This is a genomic window from Larkinella knui (genome assembly GCF_003858645.1).
Taxonomy (GTDB): Bacteria; Bacteroidota; Bacteroidia; order Cytophagales; family Spirosomataceae; genus Larkinella; species Larkinella knui.
This window is the reverse complement of sequence record NZ_RQJP01000007.1, coordinates 70,232-85,541: the sequence shown is the minus strand read 5'-3', so window position 1 is coordinate 85,541 and position 15,310 is coordinate 70,232. Positions and strand designations below refer to the sequence as shown.

Sequence of the window (15,310 nt, the reverse complement as noted above, 5' to 3'; positions counted from 1 at the left end):
CTGTCAGGTTTTTGAAACCTGACGGGTGTATAGATTCGATAAATTATAATTGCTGTTTCTGAAGCACCGGCTCCAGCACTTTCCAGACATTTTCGGCCACGATTTTATGCCCTTCCGCCGTGGGGTGAATACCGTCTGCCTGGTTCAGTTTTGGAATACCGCCAACATCTTCGAGCAGGAAAGGAATCAATTCGGCCTTATTTTTCCGGGATAACGTCACGAAAAGCTTGTAAAATTGACTCGAATAATCGGTTCCGAGGTTGGGCGGAATGTGCATCCCGGCAATGACGATCTGCACCTGCGGATTTTTTAGCTTCACCGTATCGATGATGGCCTGTAAGTTTTTTCCGGAATCATCGAGCGGAATACCACGCAGACCGTCGTTGGCCCCCAATTCGAGCACAAACACATCGACAGGTTGCCGCAGCACCCAGCTAATGCGGCTTTTGCCGCCCGCCGTGGTTTCGCCACTAACACCGGCGTTAATTACCTGATAATCATACCCGGCGGCTTTGGCTTTTTCGCCAACCAAAGCCGGGAATGCCTGGGCCGGGTCCAGGCCGTAGCCCGCCGTGAGGCTGTTTCCGAAGAACAGAATCGTCTTTTTTTCACCACCGACCGGTTTTTTGGCGCTGTCGGCCGCGGCCGGTTTTTCGGCCTGCGTCTGGCTGGTTTCAGTTTTGGAATTACAACCGGCTACCAGCGTTACGAGCAACCATCCGGCCACCCAGAGATTGTAACTGGCCTTTATTTTCAGTAAATTCATTGTTTACGCAATTTTCAGAATGAAGTTCCAGCCTAATACCAACAAAAATAAGGGGAATTTATCCATTTAGCCCCATTTCCGGCCCTTTATCAAATATTCCGTTTGACAGGGTGAATAAAGAGGCAACTAATTGGTTATCTAACCTTCTGTTAAGCTATTTACTTATGAGCATTCTGCGTGCTGAGAATCTGACAAAAACCTACCAGAGCGGAGGTCGGACCCTGACCGTTCTGAACTCCGTGAGTTTCGAAATTCAGCCCGGTGATACCTTTTCCATCGTCGGACCATCGGGGAGCGGCAAAACGACGCTACTGGGCCTGTGCGCCGGGCTCGACCGGGCGTCATCAGGCAGTATCTACCTGAATAACATCAAATTAGATACCCTGAGTGAAGACGAACGGGCCGCCGTCCGGAACCAATATGTGGGTTTTATCTTCCAGAATTTCCAACTTTTGCCCACCTTGACGGCCCTGGAAAACGTCATGGTTCCCCTCGAACTGCGGGGTGAAAAACGGGCGGGCAAAACCGCTCAGGAATTGCTGGAACGGGTTGGTCTGGGGCAACGGGGCCACCACTACCCGACGCAATTGTCGGGCGGGGAACAGCAGCGGGTGTCGCTGGCCCGCGCGTTTGCCAACCGGCCCAAAATCCTGTTCGCCGATGAGCCGACGGGCAATCTGGACACCGACACGAGCGCCAACGTGGTCGACCTGATTTTTGAACTAAACCGGGAAGCCGGAACGACTTTAGTACTGGTTACCCACGACCTCGAACTGGCTTCACGCACCCAGCGCATCATCCGGATCAAGGGCGGCAATCTGGTGTCGGATACGCTGACCGAAAACCGCATCACCACCAACTGATGGACCGTGAACTTCCTAAAATAAAACCGCAAGCCGCGTCGATTTTCGATCCCTGGCTGTGGAAAATGGCCTGGCGCGACAGTCGCCGGAGCCGCCAGCGGCTATTTCTGTTCATGTCGGCCATTGTGCTCGGCATTGCGGCCCTGGTCGCCATCAATTCGTTCGGCGACAATTTGTCGCGCAGCGTCGATGAGCAGGCCCGCGAATTGATCGGCGCTGATCTGGTCCTGTCTTCCAACAAGGAACTCAGCAAAAAAACCGAGCAGTTTCTGACGACCATCAGCCCCGAGCGAAGCCGGGAGGTGGCGTTTCCGTCGATGGTTTTGTTCCCGCGTTCGCAGGGCGTCCGGCTGGCGCAGGTAAAAGCCATTCAGGGCAAATTCCCGTATTACGGCGCGTGGGAAACCCAGCCCCTCGATGCGGTTTCGCGGTTTCGGCAAGCCAGCCAAACTCACCAGCGGATCGCCCTGGTCGATGATGCATTGCTCATTCAACTGAATGCCAAACCGGGTGATTCGGTGAAAGTTGGCAAGCTGATGTTTTACGTGGCGGGCCGGGTGATGAAAATTCCCGGCCAGTCGGCGGTCACGACCACGGTGGCTCCCACGGTTTTTATTCCGTACGGTTTTTTGCCCGAAACGGGTTTGCTGCAACGCGGCAGCCGGGCCACCTACCGGTCGTATTACCAGTTTGAACCCGGAACCGATGTTGACAAATACGTCAAAACGATTTCGCCCCGACTGGACAAACTGGGCATCAATTCGGATACCGTAACGGAGCGCAAAGTACAAACCGGCCGGGCCTTCGCGGACCTGACCAAGTTCCTCAATCTGGTCGCTTTTGTTGCTCTGTTGCTCGGCTGCGTCGGCGTTGCCAGTGCCGTGCATCTGTATGTGAAGGAAAAAGTGGCTTCGGTGGCCGTATTGCGCTGCCTGGGTGCTACGGGTCGGCAGGCATTTCTGATTTACCTGATTCAAACGTCGCTGATGGGCCTTTTGGGTGCGCTGATCGGTGCGTTGCTCGGTTCGGTGATCCAGTTGCTGTTACCGACGGTTTTTGGCAGTTTTCTGCCGGTTGAAGTCGTGACGACGGTTTCCTGGAAAGCCGTTGGGCAGGGTGTCGGGGCGGGTTTGATCATTGCCATTTTGTTCGCCCTGCTGCCGTTGCTGGTTATTCGGAAAGTATCTCCGCTGCGCACCTTGCGCAGTTCGTACGACGACGATGTGACCGGGCGCGACCCGCTCCAGTGGGCGGTTTATCTGCTGATTGTGCTATCGATTACCGGATTTGCGTATTGGCAAATCCGCGACTGGAAGCTAGCCGTCGGTTTTACGCTCGGGCTGGCGTTCGCGTTTGGTGTGCTGACGGGCATTGCCCAATTGCTGATGGTTGCGGTGCGCCGGTTTTTCCCGGTTTCATGGAGTTACATCTGGCGGCAAAGTCTGGCCAATTTGTACCGGCCCCAGAATCAGACGCTTATCCTGGTGATTTCGATTGGATTGGGGGCGTTTTTGATCGCTACATTGTACCTGACGCAGACGTTGCTGTTGAGCCGGGTGCAATTGTCGGCCAGCGGCAACCAGGCCAATATGGTGTTGTTCGACATTCAGAATGAACAGAAAGCCGGGGTGCAGCAGCTGGTGAAAAGTCATCACCTGCCGGTTTTGCAAAACGTTCCGCTGGTAACCATGCGGCTGGCCGAAGTCAACGGGCGCACGGTGGAAGCCATCCAGAAAGATACCAGCTCGAAAATGCCCGACTGGGCGCTGACCCGCGAATACCGGGTGACGTACCGCGATTCGCTGATCAGTTCGGAAAAACTGACCGCCGGAAAACCGCCGTATCAGGCCAACGGCAACGTCTATATTTCGGTCGAAAAAGGCTATCTGGACCGGATGAAACTGAAACTGGGCGATAAACTGACGTTCAACGTGCAGGGATTGGTCATTCCAACCATCGTCGGCGGAACGCGTGATGTGGACTGGAACCGCATTCAGACCAATTTCCTGATCGTTTTCCCCAAAGGCGTTCTGGAACAGGCTCCGCAGTTTCACGTGTTGATGACGCGCGTCGGCGATACGCAGCAATCGGCCTCGTTTCAGCGCGATCTGGTGACCCGTTTCCCGAACGTGTCGGCCATCGACCTGGGCCTGATCCTGCAAACCATTGATGAGGTTCTGGAAAAAGTCTCGTTTGTGATCCGGTTCATGGCGTTGTTTAGCATCATTACCGGTTTGCTGGTGTTGAGCAGTTCGGTCATCATCAGCAAATACCAGCGGATTCAGGAAAGCGTGCTGCTGCGAACGCTGGGCGCCAACCGCCGTCAGATTCTGCTCATTACGCTGATCGAATACCTGTTTCTGGGCCTGCTGGCGGCTTTTTCGGGCATCGTCCTGGCGTTGTTCGGAACGTGGGCGCTGGCTTATTTTGTCTTTGAAGTACCGTTCAGCCCGAATTTCGCGCCGTTGCTGGCGGTTGTGGGCATCGTGACGAGTTTGACCATCATCATCGGGTTGCTCAACAGCCGTGGGGTGCTGGTGCGTCCGCCCTTGGAAGTGTTGCGGGCGGAAGGGTAATAATCCGAGCAATCGCAAGAGAAGCAATTGTACCCCGGAGGGGTTTGCTGTTAATAGAAAATAGCTCTATTCTGGATGCTTTAAGCTCCAGCGGAGCGTCCTGCTTTAATGAGGGCGCCCCGCTGGGGCTTAAAAATAGGGAGAAGGGCGTCTTTTCTATTAACAGCAAACCCCTCCGGGGTATAAGTGGCTACAATTTGCGGGGAACTGGCCTTTTCATTCACTTCGCAGTGTTTTCACCGGATTCATCAACGCGGCTTTGATGCTCTGGAAACTGACGGTGATCAAGGCAATTCCGACAGCTAACACGCCCGCCAGCGCGAAAATCCACCACGAAAGATCAATTTTATAGGCAAAATCCTCCAGCCACTGACTCACGGCGTACCAGGCAATGGGCGCAGCAAGGACGATGGCGATCAGCACCAGTTTCAGGAAATCTTTCGACAACAGGGCAACAATGCTGGTGACCGAGGCCCCCAATACTTTCCGGACGCCGATTTCTTTGGAACGTTGCGAAATGGTGTAGGACGACAGGCCGAACAAGCCTAGGGATGCAATCAATACCGCCAGGAACGAGAAGAAGGTGGTGATTTGACCAAACACCTGATCATCCCGGTATTGCCGGTTAAACTGCTCATCCATAAAGTAATAGGAGAAGTCATTTCCCGGAAAAAATGCCTGGTATTTCGCCTTTATCTGCTCGATTGTTTTTTCCAGATCGGTCGACGCAATTTTGAAGGAATAATACCCGCCATTGGTGTAGAAGGGCTGGAAAACAATGGGCTCGATGGGGTGCCGCAACGACTGCTGATGGAAATCGCTCACCACACCGACGATTTCCCATTCGCGGCCGAAGATAGTAAACTTCTGACCAACCGCTGAAACCGCATCGGAGAAGCCCAACAACCGGGCTGCGGAGAGATTGATCACGGCGTTTTTTACTTTCCGGCCATCCGGATTGGAGTCGGTCGTAATGAAATTCCGGCCCGCCAGCAGCTTGATCCGGTAGGTATCGAAAAAGTCCAGATCGACGCCCATCTGGCTGACCGTCACGCCCTTCTCTGCATTTGACCCGACCCGCTTCACGTTGAACGAGCGCGAGAGCCGGTTTCCAAACAGACTCAGGGATGACGCAGCCGCCTGAATGGCCGGATACCGTTTCACTTCCGCTTTAAAGCTGGTAATCCGATCGATGGCGGTCGAATCCCAGCGCGTAAGCGCGGGGCCGGAAACCACCAGAACCTGATCCATGTTAAACCCAAGGTTCTTTTTCCGCATGTATTCGAGCTGCCGGAACACGATAAACGTTCCAATAATGAGCACCACTGAAGCCGTATACTGAAAAACCACCAGCGATTTTCGCACCCAGATTCCTTTTGCAGACCGCTTGAAACTGCCTTTCAACACCTGAATGGCCTGAAAAGCAGACAGCGCAAAGGCCGGGTAAAAACCGGACAAAAATAATCCCAGCGCAAATACACCGGCCAGCGCCAGCGCCATCAGATTTCCGCCGTAGCCCTGGCCCGTGAGCAACGATAGTGACAGCGGTTTCCCAACCATCTCATTCAGAATGGGTTGCAGCATAACCGTCAGGATTAACGCCAGAACCAGCGCAAACAGATTCAGCAAAACCGATTCCGACAAAAACTGCCCGATCAACTGCCCCGTCGTTGCTCCGGCCACTTTTCGTACGCCCACTTCTTTGGCTCGTTCCAGCGACCGGGCGGTGGCCAGATTGATGTAGTTGACCCAGGCAATGAGCAGGATAAAAGCCGCAATGATCAGCATCGTCCAAACCGCCTTTCCGTTGTTCACAATACCGATTTCGTATTCGTAATCCGAGTAAAGGTGCGCTTTCCGCAGGGGTTGCAGCGCAAATTTCTCAACGCTCCCCGACACTTTGTCGCCGTTGAAATACCGCTCGCTGAAAGCCGGGAATTTTTGCTCCAAAGCCGCTGCGTCAGCCGTGGGTTTCAGTTTCAGGTAATGCCACATATCCGACCCGTCCCAGCTGGTTTTCACCCAGGGACCCCAGGTTCTGACCAGCGTTTCGTACGAAACCAGCGCCCCGAATCGCAGGTGCGACGTGGCCGGAACGTCTTTCATGACGCCGGTGATCCGAAACGGTTCGGTATCCAGATCGACATACAGCGACTGACCGATCAGCCGGGCATACTCTCCCGGTTCGGCCCCGAAAATCCGTTTTGCGTTGCTTTCCGATAACACCAGGCTATTCGGGGCTTTCATAGCGGTTTGGGGATCGCCGACGAGCAGTGGAAAGGTGAAGAACGTCAGAAAATGATCATCCACATAAAAAATCTGCTCTTCCTGAAAAATCGACTTCTCCCGGCGAAATTTAACGGTTCCGCCATTGACCAGTGTCGTATAAGCGTCTATTTCCTGATAATCCTTCGCCATCGTTTTCCCGATGGTCGGGTAGGTTATGGTGCCGTGCTGAACGAGTTTTCCCTGCTGGAACCGGTCGTTGGTGACGCGGTAAATCCGGTCGATGTCCGTTTGAAACTGGTCGAAACTCAGCTCAAAACTGACGTATTGCAGAATCATCAGGCAGGCCGTAATGCCGAAAACCAATCCACTCAGATTGACCAGCGAAAAGACCTTGTTTTTCAGCAAGTTGCGAAAAGCGATTTTGAAATAGTTGCGGATCATATCCGGACGCAGGGATGAGGGTTGTGGGTAATAATTCGTTTGCGGACGTCGGCGCACAAAAGGCGGCAATACCGACACGACATTGAGCAAATACCGTAGCGTGGCCTCGGTTTTTCCGGCCCGCCGATGCCAGTAGGCGTATAATTCCTCCAGATCGCCCTCCACTTCCTCCAGCGTTTCCGACGGATGAAGCCAGGCCAAAAGCCGCTTGGCCCAGCGGGGCGCGGTCCGACGGTTCGGTTGTGGCATTTCGGTTGGCATAAATTTCTTTAGTGAAGAGTTATGACGAGTTCGCCCGTGCGGTTGCCGACGCATTAACTCTTAACTCTCAACTTTTAATTCTTAATTCATTATTCCGAGCGCAGTGAGCTAACCGGATTCATCAGCGCGGCTTTAATGCTTTGGTAACTCACTGTCAGCAGGGCGATTCCGATGGCCAGCACAGCCGCCAGGGCGAAAACCCACCATTGAATGTCGATCTTATAGACGAAGCTTTCCAGCCAGCGGTTCATGGCGTACCAGGCAATCGGGCTGGCAATGAGCAGGGCGATCACCACGAGTTTCAGGAAATCTTTGGAAAGCAGGGCCACAATGCTGGCCACGGAGGCTCCCAGCACTTTCCGAACGCCGATTTCTTTGGTACGTTGCTCGGCCGTGAAAGCCGTCAAGCCAAATAAACCGAGGCACGAAACCAGAATCGTCAGGATGGAAAAACAGAGAATAATGCGACCGATGCGCTGTTCCGAGCGGTATTGGGCGTCCAGGTCCTGATCCACAAAACCGTAGCTGATGGGATGATCAGGATCCAGTTTTTTATATACTTTCGCTATGTCAGTCAGGGTTTGGGTAACCAGGCGGGGTTTGGTTTTGACCAGCAGGGTAAAATAGAAGTCCTTCGGTCGGAACCGGAAAATGAACGGCGCAATGCTTACGTGCAGGGGCCGGAAATGGAAATCTTTCACCACGCCGATGATGGTGCCGTCGGTGCCCCAGAATTTGACTCGTTTTCCCAGGGCGCTGGCGGGAGTCCAGCCCATGCGTTTGGCGGCCGTTTCGTTGATGAGGTACGTCCCGAGCTTAGACGCGGTATCGCTGGTGATCCGCGCCGAGAAATTCCGCCCGGCCACCAGCGACATCCCGACGGTTTTGACAAAATCGGCGTCAACATTCATCTGGGTTATCAGAAATTCATCTTTCGGTTTCTGCCCTTCCCATTCGATGGTCGTGCTGTTGTTCATGTCTACCATATTGCTCGTCGCAACCGATGCGTGCGCCACGCCCGGCAGGGGTTCCACTTCGCTTTTAAGCCGCAGTGCTTTGCCCCGCAAATCACCTTTGAGCCGCACGTACAACAACTGCGCTTTGTCAAATCCTAGTTTGGTGGTCTGCATGTAAGCCAACTGCCGGTAAATAACGATCGTGCTGATGGCCAGCGTAATTGACAGCACAAACTGCCCGACTACCAGCGATTTCCGAAAGCTCCGACCCGCCTGTACGTTTGAAAAATGGCCCGCAACCCCGGTTTTCAGTACGTTGATGGGCCGGAACGACGAGAGGAAGAAAGCCGGATACAGACCGGTCAGCAGACTCACGACGGCAATGAGCGTCGCAATCGTTAGCCAGAAAACCGGAAGCTGATACGGGATTTGCAGACTTTTGCTGGCCAGATCGTTGAACAGCGGCAACAGCACTTCGGCCAGCACCAGCGACACCAGCACGGCCAGCCCCGTCATCAGCAAAGCTTCACCCAAAAACTGCATGACCAGACTCACCCGCTGCGCCCCCACGCTTTTTCGAACGCCCACTTCTTTGGCCCGCTGCGAAGCCCGCGCGGTGGCTAAATTGATGAAGTTAATGACGGCAATGAGCAGCACGATGAGCCCAACCGTGACGAAAATGCGGATGTAGGCAATGTCGCTGCGCCGACCGTGATCGGTTTCGAATGCAAATTTCGAGTACAAATAAATGTCCGACAGTGGTTGCAGCAACAGGGGCGTTTCGTTGCCCGAATCATACCGTTTGAGTTGGGATCTGATTTTTCCGGCAAACGCCGTTGGGTCAGCAGGACCGCCGGCGGGGTCGGGTCGGAGTTGAACGTAAGTGTGGTAGCTGTTGCTGTTCCATTTCATGCTCCACTCGTCATTCCGCTCGAGCCACTTGAATGGCAACAGGACGTCGAACTCGATATGCGACTGAACGGGCGGGTTTTGCGCCACGCCCACCACCATGAGCGATTGTTCGTTGTTGAGTTTGACCGACTGGCCCAGGATATTTTTTTGCCGCCAGTTGGTTCCGAAAAACCGCTCGGCCATGGCTTCACTGAAAATGATCTCGTTGGGGCCGCGAAAAACCGTTTTGGGGTTTCCCGAAAGCAGCGGATAACTGAACATACTGAAAAAACCGGGATCGACCACCAGCATCTGATTCGATTCGACCGACTGGCGTTCCTGACTCAGCAAACCCGACCACCGCCCGACGCGGGTGACCCGCTCCACCTCCGGAAAATCCTTGATGATCGTACCCGCCAGTGGTCCGGGTGTGGCGGCCACATCAAAAATACCTTCCGGTTGTTTCTGCTTTTCGACCAACCGGTAAATGTGGTCGTAGTTGGTGTTGAAACGGTCGTAACTCAGCTCGTCGTAGACGTACATGGCAATCAGCAGGCAGCAGGCGATTCCGAGGGCCAGTCCGCCAATGTTGATGAACGAATAGACCCGGTTTTTGATCAGGTGTCTGACCGCAATTTTGAAGTAACTCCGAATCATGGCAGGATGCAGGGTTGAAGGGTGACGGTATTCTTCTTGGCGTTGCCGACGGCGCACAAACGGCGGCACGACCGACACGACATTGAGCACATAGCGCAGTGTGGCCTCGGTTTTTCCGGCCCGCCGATGCCAATAGGTGTATAATTCGTCCAGATCACCCTCCACTTCCTCCAGCGTCTCCGCCGGATGAAGCCAGGTCAAAAGCCGCTGCGCCCAGCGGGGTGGATTGGGGCGGTTGGCAGGTTGGGAAGTCTTCATGAGCCGCCTAGTTTCAAGGTGTTGGGCGGAAGCAGTTGCCAGAGTTCATTCCGGAGTTGCTGAATGTCCTGGAGCGCCCGGCTACCGAGAGCGGTTACTTTGAAAAGCCGCTTGCGTCGCCCACCCCGTTCGGCGGTGGCCCCGCCGAGCAACGAGTTCACAAACCCCTTTTCTTCCAGGCGAATCAGCGTGTTATGGACGGTGCCGAACGTCACCTGCCGCCCCGTGTGCTGCTCAATTTCCTGGCTAACGGTTACGCCATAGGCTTCCCCATCCAGAATGGCAACCATCAGCAGAACAATCTCTTCAAATTCACCTAAATAAGTACGACGCATAAGGACTCGGGTATTAGTCTCTATTTTATCGTACAAATCCTTTGCCAAATCGGCAAACAGGCCATTACGGCTCAGATTGAAGGGATTGGCGAGACGGCGGTGTCCAAATACGGACAGATTCCGTCCCGAAACGGACACAAAAAAGCCGAAAACGATGCGGTTTCCGGCTTTTCATTTTTAGAGGCATTCTTTCCTACTTCGCAATGATCACTTTAACGGCTTTCTGGACATTTTCGCCTTTCAGGGAACAGAAATACATCCCGGCGGCCACATCCTGCAAAGTCACTTTTAGCTGGTATTTGCCAATAGCGTGGTGTTTGCGGGGTACCAGTGTCTGTATGGTCCGGCCCTGGGCATCAACGAGATCGATGCCCGCATTGCCGGCCGACAACAGTTGATACCGTACCGTTACTTCGACCGTGGCCGGATTTGGCGTCACCATCAGCTGCTCAGCACCCAGCAAATCATCTGCCGATGCAACACCAACGGTCTGCACACCCAGCGCATCCTTTGGTTTAGTCGTTGCTACGGCGGTGGGGTCGATCAATACCGGCTTGGTAAATTCGATTTTACGCTGAACATCATTTTTGCAATACCGCTGTTCGGCCCGAACGAACGCTTTGACGGGTGACTGGATCGACAGTTCATTGCTGATGTTGCTGCCAAATTTGCTGAGAATATCTTTCTGAATCTTTTCTCCGGTATCGGCAATTCGCACCACGCCCTCCTTTTCAGTGGAAGGGAACGAAAACAGGGCCACTGGCACACCCGCCGTCACCGCCCCGACATCGGTAGCCTGTGGAGCCATGCCAACCTGATGAACCGCGACGCCTTCCATCGATGCAATCGGCGAAAGCGCTTTCGACATAAACAGTTCATTGTCAAACACAAAATCCTGCCATGACCCGTTGATGTTGGTAATTTCCAGTTTCGAATCGCATCCCGAACCGGCCTCCGGGGCGGTAAATCCATTGGGGGTCACAATGCTGAACTGCCCCGTTACCAGACGGTGCGTACTCGATATGGAAGGCACATACCAGGCCGTGATGCGCTGGGTAGCTTTATCGTACGTAAGGCGAAAGTCAACGGTCTGCTCCTTACTGTTTTTTTCTGTGCATTGCGCCAGAGTGACACTAGCTCCCAATAATCCTGTGCTCAGGATTAGCGAAATGTTCCGCAGGGCTGCAGTCAGGCATGTTGCAGTTTTCATAGGCTGTCTTTCGGTGTAATATTTTTATTGTACAAACATATTACTTTAGAAGTTTTTTGCTTCCGAAAGTCACTATTTCCGGAAGCAAAAATGATTCTGTGGATTGCTTATACTTTAGGAAGAGTCCAGTTGCCGTGGTAATGCGCTTTGGCCAGTTCACCCGCTTGACCGGAATCGAGAATTTGATTTTTCTCCGCATCCCAGACAATTTTTTGCCCGCTGCGGTACGCAATGTTGCCCAAATGAGCGTGGAGCGCGACATCCCGGCCGATTTCAACCGGGCAATTGGGTTTCTGCCGACTCCGCACGCAACTCAAAAAATTCAGGGTGTGACTGTCCAGATCCTTCCCGTTTCCGTATTTGGGCGGCATGGCGGGAATCAAATAATTGCCCGCATCGGCTTCCGGAAAAAGCTCCCACTTGGACCGGTCGATGACGACGGTTCCTAAATTGCCGATGAAAGCCACGCCATGTTCGCGATCAAACGGGCCACGGCCGGTACCGAGCGATTGCTCCCAGAGCAGCGTAAAATTACCGTAGTCATATACCACCTGCATCGTGTCGGGTGTTTCGCCGGCATGATCCGGAAAACCGTATTTGCCACCCAGCGCCACGACGGTTTTGGGGGCGGTAACGTTCATTCCCGCCAGTGCCATGTCGATCATGTGGGCACCCCAGTCGGTCATCAGGCCACCGGCATAGTCCCAGAAATAGCGAAAACTACCGTGAAACCGGTTCGGATTGAAGGGCCGTTTCGGGGCCGGACCCAGCCACATAGCGTAGTCGACACCCGCCGGAACGGGTTCGTCGGGCTTTACCGGAAAGGTCTTCCCGTAGGGCATAAAGGCCCAGGTTTTCACCGATCGAATGCGGCCAATTTTACCCGAACGCACAAAATCGAGGGCGGCATTCCAGTGCGCACCGCTGCGTTGCCACTGCCCCACCTGCACGATGCGGTTGTGTTTCCGGGCCGCTTCCACCATCAGGTTGCATTCTTCGATGGAATTGGCCAGCGGTTTTTCAACGTACACATCCTTCCCGGCCTGACAGGCATAAACCGTCATCAGACAATGCCAGTGGTCGGGCGTACCGATGATCACGGCGTCGATGTCCTTGTTTTCCAGCAGTTTCCGGAAGTCGCTGTAGAGAACCGGTTTTTTGCCCGACATTTTTTCCAGTTCGGCCGCGCGTTTGTTCAGTACGTTGCTATCGACATCACACAGCGCCAGACACCGGACGCCCGGGTGTTTGAGCATGGAGTTGAGATCGGACCAGCCCATGCTGTTGCAGCCAATCAGACCGACCACCACTTCGTCGGTCGGGGCGGTTTTAGAAGAATCGGCAACGAGGTCAGGCAGGGCGGTTGTCAGGCCCAGACCGGTAGCCAGTTGAGTCGATTGCCGGAGGAATTTCCGTCGGGAAGAAGTCATCAGGATATAGGAATAGTGGAGTAGCAAATTAGCACAATTCCAACGAATCCTGTACGGCTTCCAACCGGTTTTCAAGCTCTACCGCATCATTTTGTCGTCAACTCCACCACTACCGGCAGGTGGTCGGAGGCATATTGCTCGTCGATGACGCGGGTCGATGGGCTGGTAAACGTGCCATCCGGTTTGTACAGGATGAAATCGATGGCCCGGTTTGGATTTTTGACCGGGATGGTGGGCGAACACTCCTGACAGCTCCGGGTGAAGTTCCGGTCTAAATACTGCATTACCTTGCTATCAGCCTGCGCGTTAAAATCACCGCCCAGGATCATGGGCAAGCCGGATTTTTCGAAATGCTTCACGATGCGTTCCGACTGGCTTACCCGGTTCGGTTCTTTCAAATCCAGGTGCGTACTGGCAAAAATGATCTTTTTGCCTTTCGCAATTTCCACCGTAATGGCCGCAATCGTCCGGGGTTCTCCGCCAATGGCCGGATCGACCGGCAGGTCAAACCGGGTCGAATCCAGAATGGGAAACCGGGAAAGAACCGCGACGCCGTAATCGCCCCCCTGATGGTCGATGGCCTTGGAAAAATAGCAATTCATCCCGGTCAGACGCGCCAGTTCTTTGGCCTGATTCACGCCTTTTCCCGAACGTTCCGTATTCACATCGACTTCCTGCAAGGCCACCAGATCCGGTTTTTCACTTCGGATCACCCTGGCGATGGCTTCCACATCGATCTTCGTTCCGGCCGACGGCGGGTTGCAGTGATGAATGTTATACGTCATCACTTTGATACGCTTGCTTTTCTTTGCAGGTCGGTCAATGGACGCCAGTCGGTCGGCATTTGCCGAAATGGTTAGGGAGAAAATACCTAAAAACAAAATAAAAGCCTTTGACATTCTATTGATTATGAGAGTGATCGGTTGGTTATAAGCGTTACAATCGGTTTGAATTAAGCGTGTGACGCACCGGGAAGCCCTGGAAGGGCGGTCTGTTACTAGGCAAATAGCGCATCAGTAGTGATAGCTCCGGAGGAGCGTGCTAAAAACACGTTCAGGACGCTCCTCCGGAGCTATCCGCTGGTTGATGCGCCAGGGTTTCTAGTAACAGGAAAGGCCTCCGGCCTTTATTTGACACGTTACCCAGTCTTGATTCACCTGTCAGGTGCGCGCCTTTTTCGGAAGGGTATATTTGCCGACAACTTCGCCGTCGTCCCGAATCATTTTCAGATCCAGCGATTTACTGGTCGCGTGCAACTTGATCAACGTCCTGTTTCCTTCCAGCGGCCCTCCGCCGATCACGATGGGATAATTATGCAACGAATCGGGGTCATGCGTGCCGTAGCGGTGGGTATGGCCCGAAAGCTGAAGATCGATTTTTGCTTTGTTCAACAACGCCCCGAACATTTCACGGCAATGCGTCGGGCCGTGCCAGTCGCCGGAATGATATGGTGAAATATGAATCAGCACAATCCGGAAGGGCGCTTTTTTGAAATCGGCGCTTTCAATTTCTTTCTCCAGCCACTTTTTCTGGGTTTCCCGATACCGGTCGAAGGCCGACAAGCCGCCGTACTCCACGCTGTCATCGGTTTTGTCTTCACCCGAATCCAGCACCACAAACCGCACCGGTCCGCGGGTGAACGCATAATAGTATTTCCCTTCGGGATAGGCGAAGTAGCTGGAAATATGGCGTGAAAAACTACCCCGGCATTCGTGATTGCCCTGCGTTAGAATGAAAGGCATTTCGGCGGCAAAAATGTCAACGGACGGTTTAATCAGGTGATCGACCAGCTGGCTTTCTTCCGTCACCCAATCGAAGCAGTCGCCGTTAAAAACGACAAAATCATAATCCCGTTTATTGCCGGTATAGCCGTGACGATACAGCAGTTGCGGGATGATCTGCGGCCGGTCGTGGATGTCGTTGAACACCACCATTTTGAATTCTTCCTCGTTCTCCGCCGGGGTTTTAAAGCCGTACAGCGGACTGCTGATGGTTTCGCCAAACTCTACTTTCGAGCCTTTGTAGCCCAGAATTTCGGTGGAAACGATCTTGTATTTATGCTCCGTACCCGGTTTCAGATCGGTCAGCGTAATTTTATTGATGCGGTTATTGGCTTCGATCAGACCGTTGCTGTAGCCAAATTCCCGCTTGCTGGTGTAGGTTCCGGCGCCGTATTCCACCCAGCTGAACGAGTTTTTGTGCGAAATCCACATGATGGTCACTTCGCTGGTGCCGATGTTTTGCAGATAAGGCCCGGCAATGAAGCGGTTTTTCTCCTCCGCCGTTGCAGAAGCAGCCAGGGTTGCCGAAACGGGAAGCAGGCTAAGCGCCCCGATTTGCGACATTTTTTCAAGAAACGATCGTCGGTCTGTGAGCATGTTTGTAGAAAGATGGCTTGATGGGAACGCGGATTGAACGGGTTGGACAGATAAAAATG

General features: G+C 53.6%; 10 protein-coding genes. 2 read left to right on the top strand and 8 right to left on the bottom strand.

Annotation, left to right across the window (positions count from 1 at the left end; genetic code table 11):
- Window positions 1-43: 43 nt before the first annotated feature.
- Window positions 44-766 carry an arylesterase gene (locus EHT87_RS28890; RefSeq protein WP_124910268.1) on the bottom strand — a complete coding sequence of 241 codons (723 nt, stop codon included), beginning with the start codon at window positions 764-766 and terminating at the stop codon, window positions 44-46.
- Window positions 767-930: 164 nt separating this feature from the next.
- Between EHT87_RS28890 and EHT87_RS28885 the strand changes: the two genes are divergently transcribed.
- Both EHT87_RS28885 and EHT87_RS28880 read left to right on the top strand, forming a co-directional pair.
- A complete protein-coding gene (locus tag EHT87_RS28885; protein WP_124910267.1) occupies window positions 931-1,629 on the top strand; it encodes an ABC transporter ATP-binding protein in 699 nt (232 codons plus the stop codon).
- Between the two features lie 65 nt (window positions 1,630-1,694).
- Window positions 1,695-4,205: an ABC transporter permease gene (locus EHT87_RS28880; protein ID WP_124910547.1), complete on the top strand. Its 2,511-nt coding sequence runs from the start codon at window positions 1,695-1,697 to the stop codon at window positions 4,203-4,205.
- 216 nt (window positions 4,206-4,421) lie between these two features.
- On the opposite strand, the gene EHT87_RS28875 is transcribed toward EHT87_RS28880, so the two are convergent.
- From EHT87_RS28875 to EHT87_RS28845, 7 genes are all read right to left on the bottom strand, one after another.
- On the bottom strand, window positions 4,422-7,124 hold the full coding sequence (locus EHT87_RS28875; RefSeq protein WP_221622088.1) for an ABC transporter permease: 2,703 nt from the start codon (window positions 7,122-7,124) through the stop codon (window positions 4,422-4,424).
- Between the two features lie 101 nt (window positions 7,125-7,225).
- On the bottom strand, window positions 7,226-9,898 hold the full coding sequence (locus tag EHT87_RS28870; RefSeq protein ID WP_221622087.1) for an ABC transporter permease: 2,673 nt from the start codon (window positions 9,896-9,898) through the stop codon (window positions 7,226-7,228).
- Window positions 9,895-10,233 (bottom strand): PadR family transcriptional regulator, encoded by a 339-nt coding sequence (locus tag EHT87_RS28865; RefSeq protein WP_124910266.1) that lies wholly within the window; start codon window positions 10,231-10,233, stop codon window positions 9,895-9,897. Before EHT87_RS28865 ends, EHT87_RS28870 begins: the two co-directional genes overlap by 4 nt.
- A gap of 193 nt (window positions 10,234-10,426) precedes the next feature.
- Window positions 10,427-11,443: a T9SS type A sorting domain-containing protein gene (locus tag EHT87_RS28860; RefSeq protein WP_124910265.1), complete on the bottom strand. Its 1,017-nt coding sequence runs from the start codon at window positions 11,441-11,443 to the stop codon at window positions 10,427-10,429.
- 107 nt (window positions 11,444-11,550) lie between these two features.
- The gene (locus EHT87_RS28855) at window positions 11,551-12,873 is read right to left on the bottom strand and encodes a Gfo/Idh/MocA family protein (protein WP_124910264.1); all 1,323 of its coding nucleotides are present in this window, start codon (window positions 12,871-12,873) and stop codon (window positions 11,551-11,553) included.
- 86 nt (window positions 12,874-12,959) lie between these two features.
- Complete coding sequence (locus EHT87_RS28850) at window positions 12,960-13,772, bottom strand: endonuclease/exonuclease/phosphatase family protein (protein ID WP_229321442.1); 813 nt, start codon at window positions 13,770-13,772, stop codon at window positions 12,960-12,962.
- 261 nt (window positions 13,773-14,033) lie between these two features.
- Window positions 14,034-15,218 (bottom strand): purple acid phosphatase family protein, encoded by a 1,185-nt coding sequence (locus tag EHT87_RS28845; RefSeq protein ID WP_124910263.1) that lies wholly within the window; start codon window positions 15,216-15,218, stop codon window positions 14,034-14,036.
- Window positions 15,219-15,310 lie beyond the last annotated feature (92 nt).

Coding starts and splice junctions, on each gene's coding strand:
- EHT87_RS28860 (WP_124910265.1), bottom strand. CDS start 11,443: ATGAAAACTGCAACATGCCTGACTGCAGCCCTGCGGAACATTTCGCTA.
- EHT87_RS28875 (WP_221622088.1), bottom strand. CDS start 7,124: ATGCCACAACCGAACCGTCGGACCGCGCCCCGCTGGGCCAAGCGGCTT.
- EHT87_RS28865 (WP_124910266.1), bottom strand. CDS start 10,233: ATGCGTCGTACTTATTTAGGTGAATTTGAAGAGATTGTTCTGCTGATG.
- EHT87_RS28885 (WP_124910267.1), top strand. CDS start 931: ATGAGCATTCTGCGTGCTGAGAATCTGACAAAAACCTACCAGAGCGGA.
- EHT87_RS28870 (WP_221622087.1), bottom strand. CDS start 9,898: ATGAAGACTTCCCAACCTGCCAACCGCCCCAATCCACCCCGCTGGGCG.
- EHT87_RS28855 (WP_124910264.1), bottom strand. CDS start 12,873: ATGACTTCTTCCCGACGGAAATTCCTCCGGCAATCGACTCAACTGGCT.
- EHT87_RS28850 (WP_229321442.1), bottom strand. CDS start 13,772: ATGTCAAAGGCTTTTATTTTGTTTTTAGGTATTTTCTCCCTAACCATT.
- EHT87_RS28845 (WP_124910263.1), bottom strand. CDS start 15,218: ATGTCGCAAATCGGGGCGCTTAGCCTGCTTCCCGTTTCGGCAACCCTG.
- EHT87_RS28890 (WP_124910268.1), bottom strand. CDS start 766: ATGAATTTACTGAAAATAAAGGCCAGTTACAATCTCTGGGTGGCCGGA.
- EHT87_RS28880 (WP_124910547.1), top strand. CDS start 1,695: ATGGCCTGGCGCGACAGTCGCCGGAGCCGCCAGCGGCTATTTCTGTTC.